At 62.7% G+C, this 20,307-nt stretch carries 15 protein-coding genes; 4 read left to right on the forward strand and 11 right to left on the reverse strand.

The window, feature by feature from the left end:
* Window positions 1-164: 164 nt before the first annotated feature.
* Window positions 165-950: a phasin family protein gene (locus tag N2605_RS15445; protein ID WP_260347193.1), complete on the reverse strand. Its 786-nt coding sequence runs from the start codon at window positions 948-950 to the stop codon at window positions 165-167.
* Between the two features lie 44 nt (window positions 951-994).
* Between N2605_RS15445 and N2605_RS15450 the strand changes: the two genes are divergently transcribed.
* Entirely contained in the window at window positions 995-1,261 is a 267-nt protein-coding gene (locus N2605_RS15450) for a DUF2312 domain-containing protein (RefSeq protein WP_260347194.1), read from the forward strand.
* A gap of 138 nt (window positions 1,262-1,399) precedes the next feature.
* On the opposite strand, the gene N2605_RS15455 is transcribed toward N2605_RS15450, so the two are convergent.
* The 5 genes from N2605_RS15455 to N2605_RS15475 all read right to left on the reverse strand — a co-directional run bounded on the left by N2605_RS15455 (window position 1,400) and on the right by N2605_RS15475 (window position 8,496).
* Window positions 1,400-2,263 carry a nitroreductase family protein gene (locus N2605_RS15455; protein WP_260347195.1) on the reverse strand — a complete coding sequence of 288 codons (864 nt, stop codon included), beginning with the start codon at window positions 2,261-2,263 and terminating at the stop codon, window positions 1,400-1,402.
* Between the two features lie 287 nt (window positions 2,264-2,550).
* Window positions 2,551-3,066 (reverse strand): ParB N-terminal domain-containing protein, encoded by a 516-nt coding sequence (locus tag N2605_RS15460; RefSeq protein WP_260347196.1) that lies wholly within the window; start codon window positions 3,064-3,066, stop codon window positions 2,551-2,553.
* A 342-nt stretch (window positions 3,067-3,408) separates the two neighbouring features.
* Window positions 3,409-3,702: a hypothetical protein gene (locus N2605_RS15465; RefSeq protein WP_260347197.1), complete on the reverse strand. Its 294-nt coding sequence runs from the start codon at window positions 3,700-3,702 to the stop codon at window positions 3,409-3,411.
* A gap of 285 nt (window positions 3,703-3,987) precedes the next feature.
* A complete protein-coding gene (locus tag N2605_RS15470) occupies window positions 3,988-4,686 on the reverse strand; it encodes an ImmA/IrrE family metallo-endopeptidase (RefSeq protein ID WP_260347198.1) in 699 nt (232 codons plus the stop codon).
* 42 nt (window positions 4,687-4,728) lie between these two features.
* On the reverse strand, window positions 4,729-8,496 hold the full coding sequence (locus tag N2605_RS15475; RefSeq protein ID WP_260347199.1) for a vitamin B12-dependent ribonucleotide reductase: 3,768 nt from the start codon (window positions 8,494-8,496) through the stop codon (window positions 4,729-4,731).
* 768 nt (window positions 8,497-9,264) lie between these two features.
* Here N2605_RS15475 and N2605_RS15480 point away from each other — a divergent pair.
* Complete coding sequence (locus N2605_RS15480; protein WP_225187414.1) at window positions 9,265-10,164, forward strand: DMT family transporter; 900 nt, start codon at window positions 9,265-9,267, stop codon at window positions 10,162-10,164.
* A gap of 19 nt (window positions 10,165-10,183) precedes the next feature.
* Here the strand turns inward: N2605_RS15480 and N2605_RS15485 are convergent, their stop codons facing one another.
* The 3 genes from N2605_RS15485 to N2605_RS15495 form a co-directional block, all read right to left on the reverse strand.
* Complete coding sequence (locus N2605_RS15485) at window positions 10,184-11,983, reverse strand: cache domain-containing protein (RefSeq protein WP_051056832.1); 1,800 nt, start codon at window positions 11,981-11,983, stop codon at window positions 10,184-10,186.
* An 8-nt stretch (window positions 11,984-11,991) separates the two neighbouring features.
* The gene (locus N2605_RS15490; RefSeq protein WP_225141768.1) at window positions 11,992-12,963 is read right to left on the reverse strand and encodes an ABC transporter substrate-binding protein; all 972 of its coding nucleotides are present in this window, start codon (window positions 12,961-12,963) and stop codon (window positions 11,992-11,994) included.
* 581 nt (window positions 12,964-13,544) lie between these two features.
* Entirely contained in the window at window positions 13,545-14,405 is an 861-nt protein-coding gene (locus N2605_RS15495) for a LysR substrate-binding domain-containing protein (RefSeq protein ID WP_036000125.1), read from the reverse strand.
* A 111-nt stretch (window positions 14,406-14,516) separates the two neighbouring features.
* Here N2605_RS15495 and mdcA point away from each other — a divergent pair, with 111 nt between their 5' ends.
* On the forward strand, window positions 14,517-16,163 hold the full coding sequence (mdcA, locus tag N2605_RS15500) for a malonate decarboxylase subunit alpha (RefSeq protein WP_260347200.1): 1,647 nt from the start codon (window positions 14,517-14,519) through the stop codon (window positions 16,161-16,163).
* Window positions 16,164-16,175: 12 nt separating this feature from the next.
* On the forward strand, window positions 16,176-17,456 hold the full coding sequence (locus N2605_RS15505; RefSeq protein ID WP_260347201.1) for a malonyl-CoA decarboxylase: 1,281 nt from the start codon (window positions 16,176-16,178) through the stop codon (window positions 17,454-17,456).
* Window positions 17,457-17,477: 21 nt separating this feature from the next.
* On the opposite strand, the gene N2605_RS15510 is transcribed toward N2605_RS15505, so the two are convergent.
* Both N2605_RS15510 and N2605_RS15515 read right to left on the reverse strand, forming a co-directional pair.
* On the reverse strand, window positions 17,478-19,736 hold the full coding sequence (locus N2605_RS15510) for a CHASE3 domain-containing protein (protein ID WP_225171227.1): 2,259 nt from the start codon (window positions 19,734-19,736) through the stop codon (window positions 17,478-17,480).
* The gene (locus tag N2605_RS15515; protein WP_036022871.1) at window positions 19,733-20,155 is read right to left on the reverse strand and encodes a response regulator; all 423 of its coding nucleotides are present in this window, start codon (window positions 20,153-20,155) and stop codon (window positions 19,733-19,735) included. The genes N2605_RS15510 and N2605_RS15515 overlap by 4 nt, the downstream gene beginning before the upstream one ends.
* Window positions 20,156-20,307 lie beyond the last annotated feature (152 nt).

A 20,307-nucleotide genomic window follows, 5' to 3' on the forward strand; every position in this document is an offset into this window, starting at 1 on the left:
GAGTGAGTTAGCTCCGCGACGGCGCAAAGCGCAGGTCGGGTAGCGCAACCCACCTCTTTAATCTCGGCGGCGGAGAGGTGGTGGGTTACGCCGGCGGACCGCGCTTCGCGCAACCGCCAGCTAACCCACCTTACGTCCCGCGGCGCCGCAATGTGCACCCGTCGTCAGTGACGTATCGTGCGGATTTCGAGCGTGGTCTGGGTGAGCCTGGCCACGAACCCCTCAAGATGCATGACCCTTTCTCTGGTCAATTGTTCATGCAGCTCGGTGATCTTCTGGGATTCGGCGACAAACGAGTCGCAGGCCTGTTTCGCGTACGCCATCTGAAGCTCAAAGGCCTCGACGGGTGAACGCGCCGTCGCGAGCTTTCCCAGGAAGCTCCAGGCTTGCTCAAGCGAGGTCCTGATGTAGTCGCTATAGGCGTCGGCAATCGCCTGCGTACTAGCCTCCAAGGGTTCGACCGGTGCGACGGGTGGGCTTGCAGCGAGCTCCATCCCGGAAGCCTCGTTCGGCAAGGCTGCAGCCGAAGGTATCTCCGCACTGATCGGTCGGCTCGGCTCTTGCCCGGTCTCGTGCCTGGTCTCCGCCGGGGCATCCGGCAATTGATGCGCTGCACTTGCGCGTTGCTCGCCGGCCCCGGTCCGATGTCCCGATTTCTTCTTGCCGCCGCGCCGGCCGGATTTTCCCCTTGGCTTGTTGTCCACCGCACTCAACATTGCAAATGGCTCCTGAATATCGATGAAGCCGCGAGCCTCCGTCGCGTTTGCGCTGAAATCGCGATTGTGGGCTGTCGCTTGCGTGGCGGCGATGTGGTGAGATTTTGCCGCTGCATCGTCGACGCATACGGCAAGACGTCGCCGATCCAGATAGCTGCGGGGTGGCCGCCTGTCCCGGGTATCGCTGCGGCGCGATGGCATGGGGTGCGGCAACTCGGTTAACACATTGGTCATTTCTTTGCGGGCATTTTCACGACCTCATTCAGCGAGGAGGCACCATGTCCGATATCACCATTCCCGGCGGCAAGATCCGTTCCTTCGTCGAGCGGATCGAGAACCTCGACAGCGAGATGCAGGAGTTGAGCGAACAGAAGAAGGAAGTCTTCGCGGAAGCCAAGGGCGAGGGTTTTGAAGTGAAGATCCTCAAGGAGATCATCAAGCTGCGCAAGGAAGACAAGAACGAGCGCGACGAGCGCGAAAGCCTGCTCGACCTCTACATGCGCGCGATGGAGACGGCCTCGCCGGAGCAGGCGAAGGCGGCGTGAGACGATCTGTCTGATCGACGTAAAAGATAGCCGCGATCTCCGGGATTGCGGCCATCACCCAAGCACGAAATTGCGGGGTGGGGTTACGGAGTCCGAAAATTCTGGCATGCGGCCGCGAGGCCGAGCAGGTTCAGGCGCTCAGCTTCGACGCCGCTTGGTGGCCTGGCCGATTTCCCGCGGATGCGAGAAGTCCGCTTTGCTTTCAAGCGCTTGAGAAGGGTTGCTGACCGGGCCGGTGAAGGCGTCCGTCCACTCGCCCAGCATCTCGTCGCGGTCCGGCCAGGAATCCATGGATTCCTGGTCGCGATACATGGCGAAGGGACGCAGCGTGCTCTCGTAGAAATCGACCTGGGCATGCCTGCGATATTGCTGCTTCTGGTAGCCGTTCCAGTGCAGCAGCTGACTGAGGGGACGGCGGTAGCGGCGGTCCTGGTCCACGGCGGGATAGCCAATCGGGATGGTGCCATAGGCCGTCATCCATTCGGGATAGCCGAGCACGTCCGCGAGTTCGCGATTGGTCTCGGCCTCGCCGCCACCGGAGAGCCAGGCCGATGTCAGCCCTTCCGCGGTGACGCCGAGCTGGATGTTCTGGATGGCCGCGCCCAGCGAGCAGAAGAAGATCGCCTCGTTGTTGTCGCGATACTCGGCATCGAACTCGGGCGAGGTCGCCTGGGGAAAGCAGACCTTCCAGCGGGGATCGCCGAGCACGAGGATGATTGCGACGGTGTTGGCGAGATAGGTCTTCTTCACGGCCGGAAAGCCCTTGGCGTGATCGACCAGCCGCTGCGCCTGCCGCAGGAACACCGCGAGCACTTTCTCGCGCATCGCGGCATCGTCGACGACGATGAAGTCCCAGCACTGCACGTTCGCCCCTGACGGTGCCCAGCGCCCGCAATCGACGATCCGCTCCAGCACGTCACGCCCGACGCTGCGGCCCGGCTCGAATTTCCGCACGCTGCGGCGGCGGCGGATGACGTCCTGGAACAGCGGGGCGTCGGCCATGGTTTGTCCTCCCGGTATTTTGTTTGGCTGGAGTTTAGGGCGGCAGGGCCGGAGGAGGAAAGAGCGGGGTTGGCGCAAGGTGGGGTGCACCAAAACCCACCGTCATTCCGGGGCGCGCCCGCTTGGGCGCGAGCCCGGAATCCATCGGGCGGCAGGACACGAAGCGCAATGGATTCCGGGCTCGCGCTTCGCGCGCCCCGGAATGACGGCGCAGAGGGTGTCTTCGTCGGATCGGCAGTCTCGTCTCCGGGATGAGCCTAGCGACATCCGGGCTGCCCTCGTTCAAATCAATAGCGGCCGCCGCTGCTCTTTTGCTGCGTGATCCAGTCCGACAAGGTTTTCGGCGTCGATTTCGCAGTCCGGCCCGGTGACGCCTTCGTATTGTCGCGGACACCTTTCGCCGGACGGGTACGCGGCGCTTCCGTCTGCCTGACGCCGTTCAAGGCAGCCATCGAGGCCTCCGCGGCTTCCTTCTCCAGTCGCAACTGTTTCAATCGCGCCATCTTGATGCGCTCCGCCTCGACCTCGGGTCGCTCGGCGAGCTGCGGCTTGTGCTGAGCAACCTCGGCCGTAACAAGGACACCGAGAATGGTCGTCTCGCCGAGCGCCTTGCAGGCCTCCAACCGATGCAGTCCCTCGACCAGAACGAGGCGGTCTCCGTCGAGCCAAACGGAAATCGGGGTCTGTTGTCCGATCTCCAGCATGCTTTCCGCGATCTCAGCGACGGTCTTGGGCTTGATGGTTTTCTTCTGCTTCGTGGGAACAAAGATCTTCTCGATCGGGAAGCTTTCCGGTTTGGGCATAACTTTTACTCCGCTTCTACCGGGGCCGTCGGAACCCATGCCGCTAGGTTGGGAGTTTAGGAGGGAAGGGGGCGGGCGCAAGGCAATTCCGCTAACGCCCTCCTCACGGGGTTTTGGATGACGCGAGAAGCCCTAGTCCGTAGGATCGGCAGAGCGAACGGAAAGCCAATGACACCGGTCAGAAGACCAGACTGGGCCTTCTTCGGTCTGATTGTTGTGGCAGCCCCTAGGATGGGTAAAGCGGAAGCGAAACCCATCGATATCCGTCACGGATTGATGGGTTTCGCTGATCCTACGGGCTCGAGTTAGGTCAGTTGGGGCGGACCAACGCCGCCCCTGTTCTCAGGCTGCAGCGAGTGCGAACCAGTGCCGTTGAATAAAGGCGGCAGATTCGGGAGGAATGTTCAACCAGGCAGCATTGTTGTTAGTTGAATCGACGACGTAGATACTGTCGTTGGGATCGATCGCCCGCGCCAGTATATCTCGGGCCTGTTCCGCACTGTAGTTGCTTCGCACATACCAGAACGAGTAGTGGATCTTCGCCCAACTGCCGAGGCTTTGAACCGCAGCAATCACAGTGTGATAGTTCCTTCCGGGGTCGTGAAGGTCGTAGGAGATATGCAGGTTATTCGCCATATGCGAACCTCGTTGTAGAAAACGCTAAGGCCCCGCTAGACGTAGGAAGAAAGAATCGCTTAACTGCTCGTGCCACGGAGAGGAAGCTCAACTTTCTCGACGTCCCCGTAAGTACCTTAGCTGGTCTTCACGGGCCCAATGCCGAGGCTTGCCTCGGCATTGGTGTCTCAAGAACGCGAATCACTACACTGACATCTGAATCTACAGCACCCGGTTCATAGGGCGCTCGGGCGTTGGTAGATTATCAACGGAAGTTCGTCGTCTGTCTCCTGATGAAATGCGGTTCTAGCTCGTCGGCTGAAGTTGATCGTGCGTGCATGATTGGCAAATCCCGAGGGCTACTTCGGTGAAGCGCCCGCAACCACGGCAGTAGTCGGTCATCCTATGTTGGGCCAAGATCGCCTTTGCGTTGCTGACGGCGGCGAGACGGTCCGCTGCTAGTTCATCGGGAACGTTGCATACTGCTGCGAGCAGATCCTTGTCGGGAAAGCGATGCACCGTCCTGGTCGGAACAAGTAGATGCCCAGCGAAGGAGTTGGCCTGTTCTTCCGCCGACTCTCCTTCGTCTACAAAGGAGAGCTGGTCTGACTTGCTGCTAGAGAAGGCTTTGGCACTGCTATCGTGAAGAAGGATATGGCCTGCTTCGTGGGCGAGAACGAAGCTTGCAAAAGTCTTGCCCAACGTGGCGGCTTCCCAGATCGCGGAATCCACAACCAATTTGACTTTCTTATCGAAGGTCACCCAAGCCGGTCGTTCCCATTGCCATCGGCGTCGACGATCGAAAAACTCGATTTCTAACGGTCCCTTCTTCCTATCGCCCTTGATGTGAAACACATGGTCAATCCCCGCCGTCACCAAGACTTCAAGAAGCTTGATGACGTCGAAGGTGTGGGGACGTTCTGGAGGCGCGTGCCTCCAGCAGGATTCGGCGGCTGCCGCGATTATATCATCGTGGAGATACCGAACCTTGTAGTCAGACTGCATTACGGGTGTCCCTCTAGGACACCAGACACTCCTACGGAAAACTCAAGAGCATCCGGTGGTGCTGCCGCAAGTGTCGCACTTCATACAAGTGCCATTGCGGACCAGCGTGAAGTTTCCGCACTCAGAACACATTTCTCCTTCGTATCCCTTTGCTTTGGCTTCTGCGCGCCGCTCGGCCTTGGAAGGAACTGCGACCGTTTGTGCGCTGCCGGACTTGCTCCACTGCAGGGCTTCGAGCTTCTCGGTCGGAGAGAGGTCATGGTTGGCCTCTTGCTTTAGGGCGACAGCGCCTTCAATGGCATCGCCGGTACGGTTCTTCTCGGTCCAGCCGGCGGGTTGGTGGAAGCCCATCTTGACCGCCGAGCTAGACGGATCGCTTGTTGGCATTGAGACGCCGCGCATCACCACGAGGTTGTCCGTGCGCGAGCGGGTGAGGCCGCGCGAGACCAGTTTTGTCGCGTGCTGGCCGCCGTCCTCGTCCGGCTCCTTGCCTTCCTCGACGCCCTTGCCGAGCGCGTCAAAGCCCGTCTCGTTGGGATCGACGTGGGCGAGGTCGAAGCGGGACAGGTAGCTCACCGCGAGCTCGCGGAACACGTAGTCGAGGATCGAGGTCGCGTACTTGATGCTGTCGTTACCCTGCACCGGGCCCGCCGGCTCGAAGCGGGTGAAGGTGAAGGCGTCGACATATTCGTCGAGCGGCACGCCGTATTGCAGGCCGAGCGACACCGCGATGGCGAAGTTGTTGATGAAGGAGCGCAGCGCCGCGCCTTCCTTGTGCATGTCGATGAAGATCTCGCCGAGACGGCCGTCATCGTATTCGCCGGTGCGGAGATAGACTTTATGTCCGCCGACCACCGCCTTCTGGGTGTAGCCCTTGCGGCGATCGGGCATCTTCTCGCGCTCGCGCATCACGACGATGCGCTCGACCAGCTTCTCCACGACCTTCTCGGCCACATGCGTGGCGCGCGCCGCCATGGGCTTTTCGTGCAGCAGCTCGACCGCATCGTCCTCGTCCTCGTCGTCGCTGATGAGCTGCGAGTTGAGCGGCTGGGAGAGCTTGGAGCCGTCGCGATAGAGCGCGTTGGCCTTCAATGCCAGCTTCCACGACAGCATGTAGGCGGACTTGCAGTCCTCCACCGTGGCGTCGTTCGGCATGTTGATGGTCTTGGAGATCGCACCCGAGATGAAGGGCTGCGCCGCCGCCATCATGCGGATGTGGCTCTCGACCGACAGGTAGCGCTTGCCGATCTTGCCGCAGGGGTTGGCGCAGTCGAACACCGGATAGTGCTCGGCCTTGAGGTGCGGGGCACCTTCCACGGTCATCGCGCCGCAGATGTGGACGTTGGCCGCTTCGATCTCACGCTTGGTGAAGCCGACGGCCTGGAGCAGATCGAAGCCGGGGGCTGCGATCGCCTCGGCGCCGATGCCGAGTTGGTCGCGGATGAAATCCTCGCCAAAGGTCCACTTGTTGAAGGCAAACTTGATGTCGAAGGCGGTCGGCAGGGCCTTCTCGACCTTGGCGATCGCCTCATCGGTGAAGCCCTTGGCCTTCAGCGTGGTGACGTTGATGCCGGGGGCATTCGCGAGCGAGCCGTGGCCGACGGCGTAGGCTTCGATCTCCGCGATCTCGCTCTCGCGATAGCCGAGCGCGCGCAGCGCGGCGGGGACCGCCCGGTTGATGATCTTGAAGTAGCCGCCGCCGGCGAGCTTCTTGAACTTGACCAGCGCGAAGTCGGGCTCGATGCCGGTGGTGTCGCAATCCATGACGAGGCCGATCGTGCCGGTCGGCGCGATCACCGTGGTCTGGGCGTTGCGATAGCCGTGCTTCTCGCCGAGCTCGAGCGCGGCATCCCAGGCTGCCTGGGCATGGCCGACGAGGTCGGCTTGCGGGCAGGAGACGAGGTCGAGCGGCACCGGGTTGACGCTGAGCGCTTCATAGCCGTTGGACTGGCCATGCGCGGCGCGGCGGTGGTTGCGGATCACGCGCAGCATATGCGCGGCGTTCTTCTTGTAGCCGGGGAAGGTGCCGAGCTCGGCCGCGATCTCGGCCGAGGTCTTGTAGGTGATGCCGGTCATGACTGCAGTGAGGGCGCCGCAGAGCGCGCGGCCTTCCTTGCTGTCATAGGGCAGGCCCATGGTCATCAGCAGGCCGCCGATATTGGCGTAGCCGAGGCCGAGCGTGCGGAACTCGTAGGAGAGCTCGGCGATCGCCTTCGACGGGAACTGCGCCATCATGACGGAGATTTCGAGCACGATGGTCCAGAGCCGGCAGAGGTGCTCATAGCCTTCGACGTCGAAGCGCTTGGTCTCGGTGTTGTAGAACGTCAGAAGGTTCGCCGAGGCGAGGTTGCACGCCGTGTCGTCCAGGAACATGTATTCCGAGCACGGATTGGACGCGCGGATGTCGCCGGACGCCTTGCAGGTGTGCCAGTCGTTCATCGTGGTGTTGAAGTGCAGGCCCGGATCGGCCGAGGCCCAGGCGGCGTAGCCGATCTTCTCCCAGAGATCGCGCGCCTTCAGAGTCTTCGTCACCTTCTTCGAGGTGCGGGCGTTGAGATTCCAATCGCCGTCGGTCTCGACCGCGCGCAGGAAGTCGTCCCGGAGCGAGACCGAGTTGTTGGAGTTCTGCCCCGAAACCGTGAGATAGGCTTCGCTATCCCAATCGGTGTCGTAGGTGTCGAACTGGATGTCCTTGTAGCCCTGTTTGGCGAACTGGATGACGCGCTTGATGTAATTGTCGGGCACGAGGCTGCGGCGCGCGAGCTTGATCTCGCGGCGGAGGGCAGGGTTCTTCTCGGGGTCGAAGCAATCGTCGCCCGAGCCTTCGCAGTTGACGCAGGCCTTCAGCACGGCCTTCAAGTGCTTCTGGTTGATCTTGGAGCCCGTGACGAGGGCGGCGACCTTCTGCTCCTCCTTCACCTTCCAGTCGATATAGGTCTCGATGTCGGGGTGATCGACATCGACGACGACCATCTTGGCGGCGCGGCGCGTGGTGCCGCCCGACTTGATCGCGCCGGCAGCGCGGTCGCCGATCTTGAGGAAGCTCATCAGGCCCGAGGAGCGGCCGCCGCCGGAGAGTTTCTCGCCTTCGCCGCGCAGGCGCGAGAAGTTGGAGCCGGTGCCGGAGCCGTATTTGAACAGGCGGGCTTCGCGGACCCAGAGGTCCATGATGCCGCCCTCGTTGACGAGGTCGTCGCCGACGCCCTGGATGAAGCAGGCATGCGGCTGCGGATGCTCGTAGGCCGATTTGGACTTGGTCAGCTTGCCCGTGAAGGGATCGACGTAATAATGGCCCTGGCCGGGGCCGTCGATGCCATAGGCCCAGTGCAGGCCGGTGTTGAACCATTGCGGCGAGTTCGGCGCGACCATCTGCATGGCGAGCATGTAGCGGAGCTCGTCGTAGAAGGCCTGGGCGTCGTCGTCGCTGGTGAAATAGCCGCCCTTCCAGCCCCAATAGGTCCAGCAGCCGGCGAGGCGGTCGAACACCTGCTTGGCGCTGAGCTCGCTGACATAGCGCTCCTTCTCGGGCAGCGCGGCGAGGGCATCAGTGTCGGGCACGGAGCGCCACAGGAAGGAGGGGACGGATTCCTCCTCGACCTTCTTCAGGCGCGCGGCAACGCCCGCTTTGCGGAAATATTTCTGCGCCAGCACGTCGGAGGCGACCTGCGACCACTCGGCCGGGACCTCGACGTTCTCGAGCTTGAACACGACCGAGCCGTCGGGATTGCGAATCTCCGACGTGGTCAGGCGGAATTCGATACCCGCATAAGGTGACTGTCCCGAAGTGGTGTGGCGCCGCTCAATCCGCATGGTCTTGCCCCGTCCTTTTCTTTGACCGGTCCCGCCCCTCGTTGTGGGCGTGCCGGGTCGTCATTGCATCTCGCGTTGCCTTCGGCCGTTCGGCCTCGGGGCACCGCAGTTCAGCCGGTGGATCCGGCCCTGTTTTTTCCCGGCGCGAGCTCGATGCGTCGCATCGATCATCCCGCCGGCATGTCCACACCCATCCGCCCCCAAGGGGATGTGCGCGACATGCGTTCAACGCCCCACAACGTCACTTCGTCATCGATGCCATCCGAGCCTGTTGCCGGCCCGTTCTGGCGCCCCGAAGAGCCTGCATTCCGAGGGCAGACAAGCCCTCATCCGCAGCCTTTGGCCGGCTGGCGGAGCTGAAATTTGCGAGACCCTTTGGGGGAGTGCCGGCGGGACGCAAACTCACTCGCGCCGAACGGACCGAAAGCTAGGACTCTCCGCTGCGCCCGTCAAGAACTAGTGCGAGTTCCTGAATCAAATACTAAATATGGTGGATTGCGGGGGATAACAGGGGTCTTCGCCGCGCCTGTCGTGGACCCAAGTATCAGTGAGTCCTCAGGGATTCCCAACTGAAAAAATTTGCATGCCGTGATGACGCGGGGCCTTCATCCCGCTGTTCACAGGGCAGGTATATTTTTGAGCAATGGGATTGCGTCAGCAGGACTCACGTAGCCCTACGGACGGTGAGGGCAGGCATGCCCGCCAAAGCGGTGGTGGGACCCGCGAATCCGGGCCAAGGTGACCGCCCGATTTGCCGGACTAGCCGACATGCTTGATTCGACGACGCCGGGCGTGCGGCCGCGCATCGCCCCGGCCGGCCTGATGTTCCTTGCGATCACCTCGATCGGCTGGGGCTTCAACTGGCCGGTGACGAAATTCCTACTTGCCGAGCTGCCGCCTCTGACACTGCGCGGGGTCACCGGTGTGCTCGGCGCGCTGCTGCTGGCGCTGCTTGCGGTGATCCGGCGGCAAAGCCTGTACGTGGAGGGCGCGATCTGGCCACGCCTGCTCACCGCAGCCGCGCTCAACGTCACCTGCTGGATGGTGCTGATGGGGCTGGCACTGCTCTGGCTGCCGGCGAGCGAGGCGGCGCTGATCGCCTATACGATGCCGGTCTGGGCCTCGATCCTCGCCTGGCCGGTCCTGGGCGAGCGGCCGACGGTCTTGCGCACGCTTGGGCTGGTGCTGGCTTTCGCAGGGCTTGCCTCGATCATGGGGGGCAACGGCCTTGCCGCCAGCACGGAAAAGCTGCCGGGCATCATCATGGTGCTGGTCGGTGCGTTCGGCTTTGCCCTCGGCACCGTGCTCTCGAAGAAGTACCCGATTCACCTGCCGCCGCTCGCGGCGGCAGCCTGGCAGATCGGGATCGGCTGCCTGCCGATCTCGATCGTCGGCCTCCTGATCGAGACGACGCATTTGTCGCATGTGACGCCGCTCGGCTGGTGGCTGCTGGTCTATTCGGTCGTCGGGCAGTTCTGCATCGCCTATGTCAGCTGGTTCGCAGCACTGGCGCGCCTGCCGGCCTCGGTCGCCGCGATCGGCACCATGGCGGTGCCGGTGATCGGCGTCGTGGCCTCGGCGGTCGCGCTTGGCGAGCCGCTCGGGGCAGGGCAGATCGCGGGGCTGGTGTTTACGCTGGCCGCGGTGGTGCTGGCGACACGGGGGTAGCCGTCCGGAGGCCGGGGTATCAGTGGTCCTGAGGTTCTTTCTCTCGCCGGCGTTGTGCCGGGCCCGGCGGTTTCAACGGCAGGTCAGCAGGTGCGACGGCAAAGACCTCGAGAGCCTGGTCGTAGCCTTTGATGGTCCGCTGTCCGAGCGATGCCATCGGGACGCTATCCCTCACTCTTCCAGCGATCGTGGGATCAGCCAGGATCTGCGCGTCCTTGGCGAGATTGCAGAGCCGCGAGGCCAAATTCACCACGGCTCCCATCGCCGTGTAATCCAGCCGGCCGTTGTAACCGACCGTTCCTACCGTTGCCGGTCCCATGGCAACGCCCACACCAAAGCCGATCGCGTGGCCGGCGTCACACCATTTGCCGGCAAGGGACTGAACCGTCATTTGCAGGTCGATCGCGAGGCGGACCGCTTGAGTTGCCGGCTGTTCGCATGCGATCGGGGCATTGACCAGCAGCATGACTCCGTCGCCATCAAAGCCGATGAGCGTTGCCTCGTGACGAGTCGTCACGGCGCCGACGGCCTCGTAGTACTCTCGCATGACGGCCATGATGACATCGGGTTCATTGCGAGTGGAGAACGCCGTGAAGCCGCGCAAGTCGCCAAAAATGACAGCCACTTCACGGCGCTGCCCTTCGAGCAGTTCGTGAGAATGTTCGACTAATTCGGCGACCTGTGATGGCAGGAACTGCTTCAGCCGTTCGATCCGCGCAGATTTCTGCTGCGAGATCGCCAGTTCAGAAGCCATTTCATTGAAACGCAACGCCAGCTGCTGCAACTCGTCACCGCTGAAGATTTTGATGCGATGCTCGAATTGTCCGGTTCTAATCCGCTCCACGCCCTCTTCCAGTTGCTTGATCGGACCGGACATTCTGTGCGCGCGCCAATAGGCGAGCGCCAGCGCGACAAGAACACCAAAGGCAATGAGAATTGACGAGCGCCACAAGGCAGCCCGAATTGATGCAAAGGCTTCCGCGGCTGGCTGCATCGCGATCACCGTCCATCCCACATCGGCGGCTTGAACGGATAGCGCCACCACCGGGTTGCCTCGCTCCCCGGTTATCACCGCCGCTCCGCTTGCCGCGCCAACGAGATGCTTGATCCGGCCAAAACTGCCGGAGCTGGCGCGGCCGCGCAGAACCCGGCTGATATCGGGATGTGCGATCAGATGACCGGAATCATCGACGACAATGGCGTAGCCGGTCTCGCCGATTCTAATGGCTGCGATGACATCCCAGATCAGCTTCAGATTGACCTCGGCGATCGCAACCCCTGCGGCCGGCAGGCTCCCGGCAACCGCGATCCTCATATAGGGCTCTGAATCTTGCTGGTACTGAACCGGTCCGTACCAGACTTTGTTGCCGCGTGCGCCCAGAACAGCGGGATCCGCAGACATATCGATGCCGCGCCCGGTCCTGTTCAGAAGCAGCCTGGAAACAAAGACCCGTTCGGTGCCGGTCTCATCCAGAAGCGAAACCGAAACGATTGCAGGCACCTGCTGGAGGAGACGCAAGGCATCGATCTTATGTTGCGCATCGTCTCCGGCAGACCAGGGAAGCTGCACCATCCAACCCAGCTGATCTCGCATGCCATCGGTGAACGCCTCGATCCTGTCGGACGCCGCGCGAGCATCGGCCTGCAGCACCGCGCTGATCTGGCGACGCTGGTCTCGGTAACCGAAAGAAGCCTCGACGGCCGCGCCGAGTATCAGAGGCACGACCGCAGCGACAAACAACGTCGCGAAGTACTTGCAGAACAGCGAGCGACGCGGAGGCATCGTACACGAAGAGGGCTGCGCAGCACCGTCCTTCATAGCTACTCTCAGGAGATCACCTTGCTGGCGCGAAACAGGATCGACGACACATCCAGCTTGATACCCAGAAGCCTGGCTGTCTTCATATTGATTGCCAGTTCAAACTTCTCGGGACGCATCACCGGAAGATCTGACGGATATTCACCGCGCAGGATGCGATCGGCATAAGTGGCAAGCCGAAAATAGGTCGTGCGCTGGTTTGCGCCGTAACTCAAGAGACCTCCAGCGTCACAATATTCAGACCAGCCAAACATCGAAGGCAGCCGGTGCGCAATTGCAAGCTCCGCAATCTTCGCACGATGCACCAGCGTCACAGCATCGGGAAACACGAGGAGAGCATCCGCGTCCACCTTGCCGGCAGCCTTCAACCCATTCTCGATTTCGCGCGCGCCGCAGAACGGAACGTAGGCTGCCTCTATCCCAAGGTTTCGGCACGACTCCAACGTCGCACGCCATTCCAGCGGCTCTCCCGGATGATCCGTGTTCGAGAGGACCGCCAGTTTTCGCAGCTTTGGATAAATGTCCTTGAGCAGCTCAACGCGCTTTCCTGCCAGCTCGAGCGACAGGAATGTGCTGCCGGTGAAATTGGTGCCGGGGTGAGCAAGGCTCTTCACCACACCCAAAGCGACGGGGTCGCCGCTCAATGCAAACAGCACTGGGATGTCGGTGATTGCAGTCATGCCGCGTGTCGCCGGACCGCTCGAGACCACAAGGTCGACATCCCCTCGCTGCAGCTCGGAGACGATCTTCCGCAGTGCCTGCGGATTTCCAGGGGCATAATGCGTCTCGAAGGTTACGGTCTTGCCTTCGACATATCCCAGGGCGCGCATTCCATCGCGAAAGCCGTCCAGGAAGGGATCCGGTTCGGACTCAGTCGAGACCCAGAAGATTCGATGCAGCTTGGCTCCGCCCTGCGCCCGTGCGATCGCAGGCCAGGCCAGTCCTCCACCGATCAACAAGATGAACTCTCGTCTTTTCATGCGAGCACCTGTCGAAGCTGGGCCTTGCAGTTCCGGCCGCAGACCAAGATCCTAGCTGTGCGTCTGATGACTGCTGCGCTCCGCAAGCGGACTGTCGCGCCACCGGCTCCGACATTTGTCCTCGTGAGCATGCTCAGAGACTGGGCTGGCGAGACGATTTGTCCTTGAGATGCGCTTGATTTTTACTTGAGACCGGCCCGGTTAAGACCAAAACGGCCTTGCGCGTTGCATCGCGCGGTGTCTGAACACCTCCAGCGCGGATCCGGGCTAGCTATGGCGCCTCAAAAGGACAGTTGGAACTCACATCCTGAGCCAGTGCCCACGACCTCATAGATTGGGTGACTTCAGCGCCTTCGGCAACTCACGGGCTAGCGCGTGTACTCATACGGGCTAGGGGCTCATAAAGGCAATGTTCGCTCCTGAGGGACGAGCGGAGATATTCTGATCTGCCAGAGCATCACTGCTTGTGACCCAGAGCCGTCATGAGACTGATGCGCTCAATACCGCCTGACGGATCCTCATCATTGCGAGATGAACCAATCTGTACCCTGGGGTTTGGACCCGCAACGGAACATATGGCGCTAAATCGTCGGGCGCGCTGGCGATTGCCCAAGTGCCAGAAGCGCTGCGGCCAGCGCCGCCGCGGCCTTTTCGGGCCGGGCTTTCTCATAGATTGCGAACTCAAGGTCAGGAAGGCGCGGCAGCCCCTCTTGCGATCCCAGAATGCGCAAACCTGCAATGACCGCGCTCGCGGGAAGCGGCGTGATGGCGAGACCAGCGAGCGCCGCCGCGCGCACACCTGTCAGGCTGGGGCTGGTATAGATGATCTCCCACGTCAGTTCGCTGTCATTTAGCGCGGCGAGCGCTGCCTCACGCGATACTGACCGCTCGCGATAGAGCGCCAGCGGCAGCACCGCGCCCGGAACCAGATCAAACGCGTCGGCGGCGGCCCAGACCATGGGTTCGCGCCAGACCAGGCGCCCACGCGACGTACCGAGCGGACGCTTAGCGAACACGACGTCGAGTCGTCCCTTGTTCAACTGCTCGATCAATTCCGCACTAACGCCGATCTGCACCTCGAGCTTCACGCTCGCGTGCAACATGGCGAAGCGTCCCAGCGCCGATGGCAGCGAGCCGCCGGCGACTTCCTCGACCACTCCAAGACGCACGGCTCCTGACAAACGCGGCGCTGACAGGCGATGGCGGGCCGCCTCCTCGAGTTGCAACAGACGACGGGCGTCACCCAGCAGCATCTCTCCATCGTCGGTCAGCGCGACGCTGCGGGTCGTGCGCCGGAACAGCGGACGTTTGGTTTCAAGCTCCAATCGCTTGACCTGCTGGCTGATGGTCGACTGCGTCAGATTGAGCCGTTCGGCGGCGCGGTGGAAGCCGCCGCAATCCGCGACGGCAACAAAGGAACGCAAAAGCTCGAATTCCAGCATGCCGATTGATCCAAATTCATGATCAATCATATTACAAAATATCGTTTCTATAATCAATACTGGTCACCTAACTTCTGCATCGAAGACAGCGTCGAGCGAAGGAGGTTCATCATGCACGCCACATCACGACGGGGAGCGGATCGCTCCGCGAGGCTAGCTCGGGCCGCCACGATCTGCTCTGAAAAGCTCTGCCCTGCCGAGCGCGCGACCGAGTTGCTCGAAGCGATCATCGAGCCGGGCGACCGCGTTGCCATCGAGGGCGACAATCAGAAGCAGGCCGATTTTCTTGCCGCCGCCCTGACGAGCGTGGATCCGGCGCAGATTCACGATCTGCACATGGTGCAGTCGGTGCTGGCGCTGCCCGATCATCTCGCCGTGTTCGAGCGCGGTGTCGCCAATCGGCTCGATTTTGCCTTCGCAGGTCCGCAGAGCCGCAAGCTCGCCGAACTGGTCGGCAGCGGCACGGTGAAGATCGGCGCAATCCATACCTATCTCGAGCTCTATGCTCGGATGTTGGTGGACCTGACGCCGCACGTGGCGCTGATCGTCGCCGACAAGGCCGACCGCAACGGCAATCTCTACACCGGTCCCAACACCGAAGACACGCCGACCATCGCCGAATCCGCGGCCTTTCGCGGCGGCATTGTCGTGGCGCAAGTCAACGAGATCGTTGACCGGTTGCCGCGAGTAGACGTCCCCGGCGACTGGGTCAATTTCGTCATACCGAGCCCAAAGCCTTACGCGATCGAGCCTCTGTTCACGCGCGACCCCGCCAAGGTAAGGGACGAGAACGTGCTGATGGCGATGATGGCGATTGCTGCGGTCTATGAGCCATTTGAGGTCCGGCGGCTCAACCACGGCATCGGTTACGCCACCGCGGCGATCGAGCTGATCCTCCCGACATTTGCCGCCCGGCGTGGCCTGAAGGGCAAGATCGCGAGCCAATTCGTGCTCAACCCGCACCCGACCCTGATCCCGGCGATCGAAGCCGGCTTCGTCGACGGCGTCTATTGCTTCGGCTCCGAGCTCGGTATGGAGCGCTACGTCGCAAAGCACGCCGATATATTCCCGATCGGCGCCGACGGCAGCCTGCGGTCGAACCGGGCACTGGCGCAGGTCGCCGGACAATATGCCTGCGACATGTTTGTTGGCGCCACGCTGCAAATCGACGCGCGAGGCAACAGTTCGACGGCCACCAAAGACCGGATCGCAGGCTTCGGCGGTGCGCCGAACATGGGCGCGGATGCACGCGGTCGTCGCCACGACAGTCCCACCTGGCTTCGCGCCGGTCAGGAAGCAGGCGATCCCTTACGCGGGCGCAAGCTTGTGGTGCAGATGGTGCAGACCCATCAGCCAAACGGTACGCCCAGTTTTGTCGAGCGTCTGGACGCGTTCGATCTGGCCGCCTCCGCCGGCTTCGCATTGCCGCCGGTGATGATCTATGGCGACGACGTGAGCCATGTCATCACCGAGAAGGCCGTGGCGAACCTGTTGCGCTGCCGATCACCGCAAGATCGCGAGGCGGCATTGCGCGCGATCGCCGGCGACACCGAATTTGGCAAGCGCCAATCGCCTGACACAACCGAGAGCCTCCGCCGTCGCGGCATCGTGATGTTTCCGGCAGACCTTGGCATCGACGTCGGCACGGCGAGGCGCGATCTGCTCGCCGCCAAGACGATCGATGACCTCGTGGCCGCCTCGAGCGGACTCTACGCGCCACCGGCCAAGTTCCGCCGCGCCGTCACCGCCCAAGCTTGAGGAGGAATAGTCATGTCCGCAATCCGCCAAACTTTCAACGATCCATCCAGCACGACAATGCCGCCCCTCGATCGCGCGAAGCAGCTCGCAGCATCGCTGCTCTCCGAGCGCAGCCAGGCCTCAGGAGCGCTGGTCGCGCGGCAATTGCGCGAGATGCTTGGTGCACTCGACGACAACGATCGCCGCTGCTTTCAGCGCTATCTCGCCACGGAATTCCATCCTCACGGTCCGGCTTTGCGCGCGGCGGCGCAGCGCTACCTCGCCGAAGGCACCGCAGAAGCCGCGGCCGCACTCGCGCGTGCTGCCGAGCCGCCGCGCCAGGAACTGCTGCGGCGAATCAACATGGCACCCGGCGGGATCAGCGCGCTGATCGCGATTCGCAGCGAAATTGCTTCATACATGCGCACTGACCCCGAACTGAAGTTGCTCGACGCGGATCTCAAGCATTTGTTCGCCTCATGGTTCAACCGCGGCTTCATCGAGTTGCGGCGCATCGACTGGCAGACACCGGCCGCGGTGCTGGAAAAGCTGATCGCCTACGAAGCCGTGCACGAAATCAAGGGTTGGGACGACCTGCGCCGGCGCCTTGCACCCGATCGGCGCTGCTTTGGCTTCTTTCATCCCGCACTTCCAGGCGAGCCACTGATTTTCGTCGAGGTTGCTTTGGTGGAAGGACTGGCCACGGCCGTGCAGCCGTTGTTGTCGCAGGACGACGGTGAAGCCATCGCGCAGCAACGCGCCGCGCGCGCCGACACCGCGATCTTCTACTCGATCTCCAATTGTCAGGACGGCCTGCGCGGCGTGGCGTTCGGCAATTTCCTGATCAAGCAGGTCGTTGAAGAGCTGCAGTCGGAGTTTCCGCAGCTGAAGCGTTTTTCCACCCTATCTCCGGTACCGGGATTTCGGCAATGGCTCGCTAATCGGCTTGCAAATGCAAGTGATCCCGATGCGGCGCTGTTATCGCAACTGGAGAGCGATAGCTGGTGGAATGACCCGGCGCAGAGCGAGAAGCTGCGCGTGCCCTTGATGCGGCTCTGCGCTAGCTATCTGACACGGAAGCCCTCGATACGCATCGACCCCGTGGCGCGTTTTCACCTCGGCAACGGCGCACGGCTCGAGCGCATCAATTGGCTCGGCAATACCGCTCTGCGTGCGATTCAAGAATCCTTCGGGATCATGGTCAACTATCTTTATGACCACAACACCATTGAGACCAATCACGAAGCATTTGTACGCGACGGCACTATCGTCCGTTCGCCTGATGTCGATGCTCTACTGCACATCACCGACTGAGCCGCGATCAAGTTCGTTGCGCTAGCTCGGCGCCATCCCGCCGCCGTTCAGCGCCTTACGGATCATCTCGGCGAGCTGGTTGCGCCGATAGGGCTTGGTCAGCAGCAGCACGCCGTCGTCGAGCTTGCCGTGATGGACGATGGCGTTGTCGGTGTAGCCGGAGGTGTAGAGCACCTTCACGCCCGGCCGGCGCCTCGCCACCTCGTCGGCGAGCTCGCGACCGCTCATGCCGCCGGGGATGACGACGTCGGTGAACAGCAGGTCGAAGCTCTGCCCGGCCTCGATCAGGTCCAGCGCCGCCTTGCCGTCGGACGCGGCGATCGTCTTGTAGCCAAGGCTCTGGAGCTGCGCGGTGACGAAGTTGCGGACCAGCGGATCGTCCTCGACCACGAAAATGGTCTCGGCGCCGCCTTCGGCCGTCGGCGTGACGCCGGTTGCGATGTCCGCTGCGCCTTCGCCCGGCGGCAGATAGAGCTTGATCGTGGTGCCGTGGCCTTCCTCGCTGTAGATCTTGATGTGGCCGCCGGATTGCTTGACGAAGCCGTAGACCATGGAGAGGCCGAGGCCGGATCCCTTGCCGACCTCCTTGGTGGTGAAGAAGGGCTCGAACGCCTTCTGCTGCACGTCAGGGGGCATGCCGGTGCCGGTATCGCTGACCGCTAGCATGATGTAGGGGCCCGCTGCCACGTCGGCATTGGCCTGCGCATAGGCTTCGTCGAGCACGACGCGGTGGGTCTCCAGCAGCAGCTTGCCGCCGCCCGGCATGGCGTCGCGGGCGTTGATCGCCATGTTGAGCACGGCGTTGGTGAGCCTGGACGGATCGATATGCGTCGTCATCGGCCCCTGCTCCAGCACAGTCTCGATCTGGATCTGCTCGCCGAGGGTGGGGCGCAGAAGCTTTGCGATGTCCGAGATCGCGGCGTTGATGTCGACGTTGCGCGGCTCGAGCGGCTGCCGGCGCGCGAATGCCAAGAGGTGCTGGATCAGCTCGGCGCAGCGTTCGGCGGCATCGTCGATCAGCCGGGCCGTGCGCTGCAGCTCGGGCTGGTCCTTCAGGCGCTCCACCAGCGTCTCGGTGTTGCCGGAGATGACCGTGAGCATGTTGTTGAAGTCATGCGCGACGCCGCCGGTCAGCTTGCCTATCGCATCCAGCTTCTGCGACTGGTGCAACTGCCGCTCGGTCTCGCGCGAGGTCGTCGCATCGTGATAGACCAGCACCGCGCCGGAAATGTTGCCTTGCCCGTCCCGCATCGGCCTTCCGCTGACCATGAGATGGCGCGGCGGGTTGCCGCTGTGCGGGCGGACGATCATCTCCAGCTCTTCGAACTGCTCGCCGCGCAGCACGCGCGTCGATGGCAGCTCGTCGGCCGGAAGCGGCGTGACGCCGTCGCCGTGAAACACGTCGGACAGCGCGCGCAGATTGCCGACGTTCATGCCGGTGCGATGCAGCAGCATGCGCTCGGCGGCCGGATTGGACAGCAGCACGGTGCCCTCGGCGTCGATGACCAGCACCGCCTCCGCCATGCTGCGAAACGTGCTCTGGAGCACGTTGACCGACAGGCGCAATTCGTCATGCGCGGCGACGAGGTGCTCGGTGCGTTCGGCCACCGCCGCCTCGAGCGCCGCCTTGGCGGCTTGGGTCTGCTCGAGCGAGCTCTGGAGCTCACCCGTCGTGCGGCGGCTTTCGCGCATCACCAATGCGACCAGGAGCAGGATCAGCACGGCGCCGGCGACGTCGATGCCGAGCAGCACGATGCCGGTGCGGCGCGAATCCTGGGAGCGGGCGGCGAGCAGGCGTTCTTCCTCCGCGCTCAGGCGGTCGAGATTGCGCATCACCGTGTCCATGAGGCCGCGGCCCTCGGCCTTGCTGTTGAGCGCGGCAATGCCGGCCTGGTCGTTGGCGGCCCGCAGGCGCATCGCGGTGGCGGCGATCTCGATCCGGCGCAGCGCCAGCGGCTCGGTGCCCTCAAGCAGGGCGACCTGATCGGGGGTGTCGCGCACGTCGCGCTTGAGCTCGGCGAGGGCCGGCGCGAGCTTGGCGTGCACCGCCTGGAACTCGTCGCTGAAGCCCTGGCTGCGATAGAGCTCGTAGCCGCGCGCGGCGCTCTCGGCCCGGCGCAGCAGCACGCGCAGATCGGAGATCTTCTTTTGCACCTGGACGGTGTGGTTCACCGACGCCGCGTCGGACCGCGACTTGACGTCGAGGGCGATCGAGGCCGCGGTGATGATCAGGAGGATGGCAAGTCCAACACCGAGAATGACGCGCTGCGTTGGAATCAAGGGGCTTCTTTCTGGTCCTTCGGCGGCGCGCTCTCGCCCGCGCCGGCAAGGCATTCCCGGATCGTGGTCAGCAGCGCTTCCGGCGTGAACGGCTTGCGCAGGCAGCGCGTTGCGCCGAGCTCAAGCGCCATGCGGAGAAAATCGGGAGAGGGCGAGGCGGACGAGGCGAAGGCATAGCCTGACATCGCGATCAGCGGCGTGGCAGGGGCGCGCTCGTGAAAGATGCGGATGGATTCGAAGCCGCGCATATGCGGCATGAAGATGTCGACCAGCATGACGTCGAAGGCTTGCGATTCCAGCGCAGCCAGTCCTGTTTCGCCGCCGTCGGTCAGCGTGACGTCGAAGCCCTGACGTTGGAGGAGGACCTCGATGGTCGCGCCGACCATCGGATCGTCATCAACCACGAGAATACGCGGCATGACACTTCCCAGAAGATCGAAGTCCCCACTGTGGTTTGTGATATCCGCGAATCGTGGGTCCGGTCAATTTGCGATTGGATCGCGCAGGATATGCACGGTTTGGTGCATAAAGGTCCATTTGCATCGATTTGTATTTATCTGCGAGGGTGATG

The organism is Bradyrhizobium yuanmingense, from assembly GCF_025200905.1.
GTDB lineage: Bacteria > Pseudomonadota > Alphaproteobacteria > Rhizobiales > Xanthobacteraceae > Bradyrhizobium > Bradyrhizobium yuanmingense.

Excerpts from the sequence above, each read along its gene's own strand:
- N2605_RS15445 (WP_260347193.1), bottom strand. The coding sequence starts at position 950 with ATGACCAATGTGTTAACCGAGTTGCCGCACCCCATGCCATCGCGCCGC.
- N2605_RS15450 (WP_260347194.1), top strand. The coding sequence starts at position 995 with ATGTCCGATATCACCATTCCCGGCGGCAAGATCCGTTCCTTCGTCGAG.
- N2605_RS15455 (WP_260347195.1), bottom strand. The coding sequence starts at position 2,263 with ATGGCCGACGCCCCGCTGTTCCAGGACGTCATCCGCCGCCGCCGCAGC.
- N2605_RS15460 (WP_260347196.1), bottom strand. The coding sequence starts at position 3,066 with ATGCCCAAACCGGAAAGCTTCCCGATCGAGAAGATCTTTGTTCCCACG.
- N2605_RS15465 (WP_260347197.1), bottom strand. The coding sequence starts at position 3,702 with ATGGCGAATAACCTGCATATCTCCTACGACCTTCACGACCCCGGAAGG.
- N2605_RS15470 (WP_260347198.1), bottom strand. The coding sequence starts at position 4,686 with ATGCAGTCTGACTACAAGGTTCGGTATCTCCACGATGATATAATCGCG.
- N2605_RS15475 (WP_260347199.1), bottom strand. The coding sequence starts at position 8,496 with ATGCGGATTGAGCGGCGCCACACCACTTCGGGACAGTCACCTTATGCG.
- N2605_RS15480 (WP_225187414.1), top strand. The coding sequence starts at position 9,265 with ATGCTTGATTCGACGACGCCGGGCGTGCGGCCGCGCATCGCCCCGGCC.
- N2605_RS15485 (WP_051056832.1), bottom strand. The coding sequence starts at position 11,983 with ATGAAGGACGGTGCTGCGCAGCCCTCTTCGTGTACGATGCCTCCGCGT.
- N2605_RS15490 (WP_225141768.1), bottom strand. The coding sequence starts at position 12,963 with ATGAAAAGACGAGAGTTCATCTTGTTGATCGGTGGAGGACTGGCCTGG.
- N2605_RS15495 (WP_036000125.1), bottom strand. The coding sequence starts at position 14,405 with ATGCTGGAATTCGAGCTTTTGCGTTCCTTTGTTGCCGTCGCGGATTGC.
- mdcA (WP_260347200.1), top strand. The coding sequence starts at position 14,517 with ATGCACGCCACATCACGACGGGGAGCGGATCGCTCCGCGAGGCTAGCT.
- N2605_RS15505 (WP_260347201.1), top strand. The coding sequence starts at position 16,176 with ATGTCCGCAATCCGCCAAACTTTCAACGATCCATCCAGCACGACAATG.
- N2605_RS15515 (WP_036022871.1), bottom strand. The coding sequence starts at position 20,155 with ATGCCGCGTATTCTCGTGGTTGATGACGATCCGATGGTCGGCGCGACC.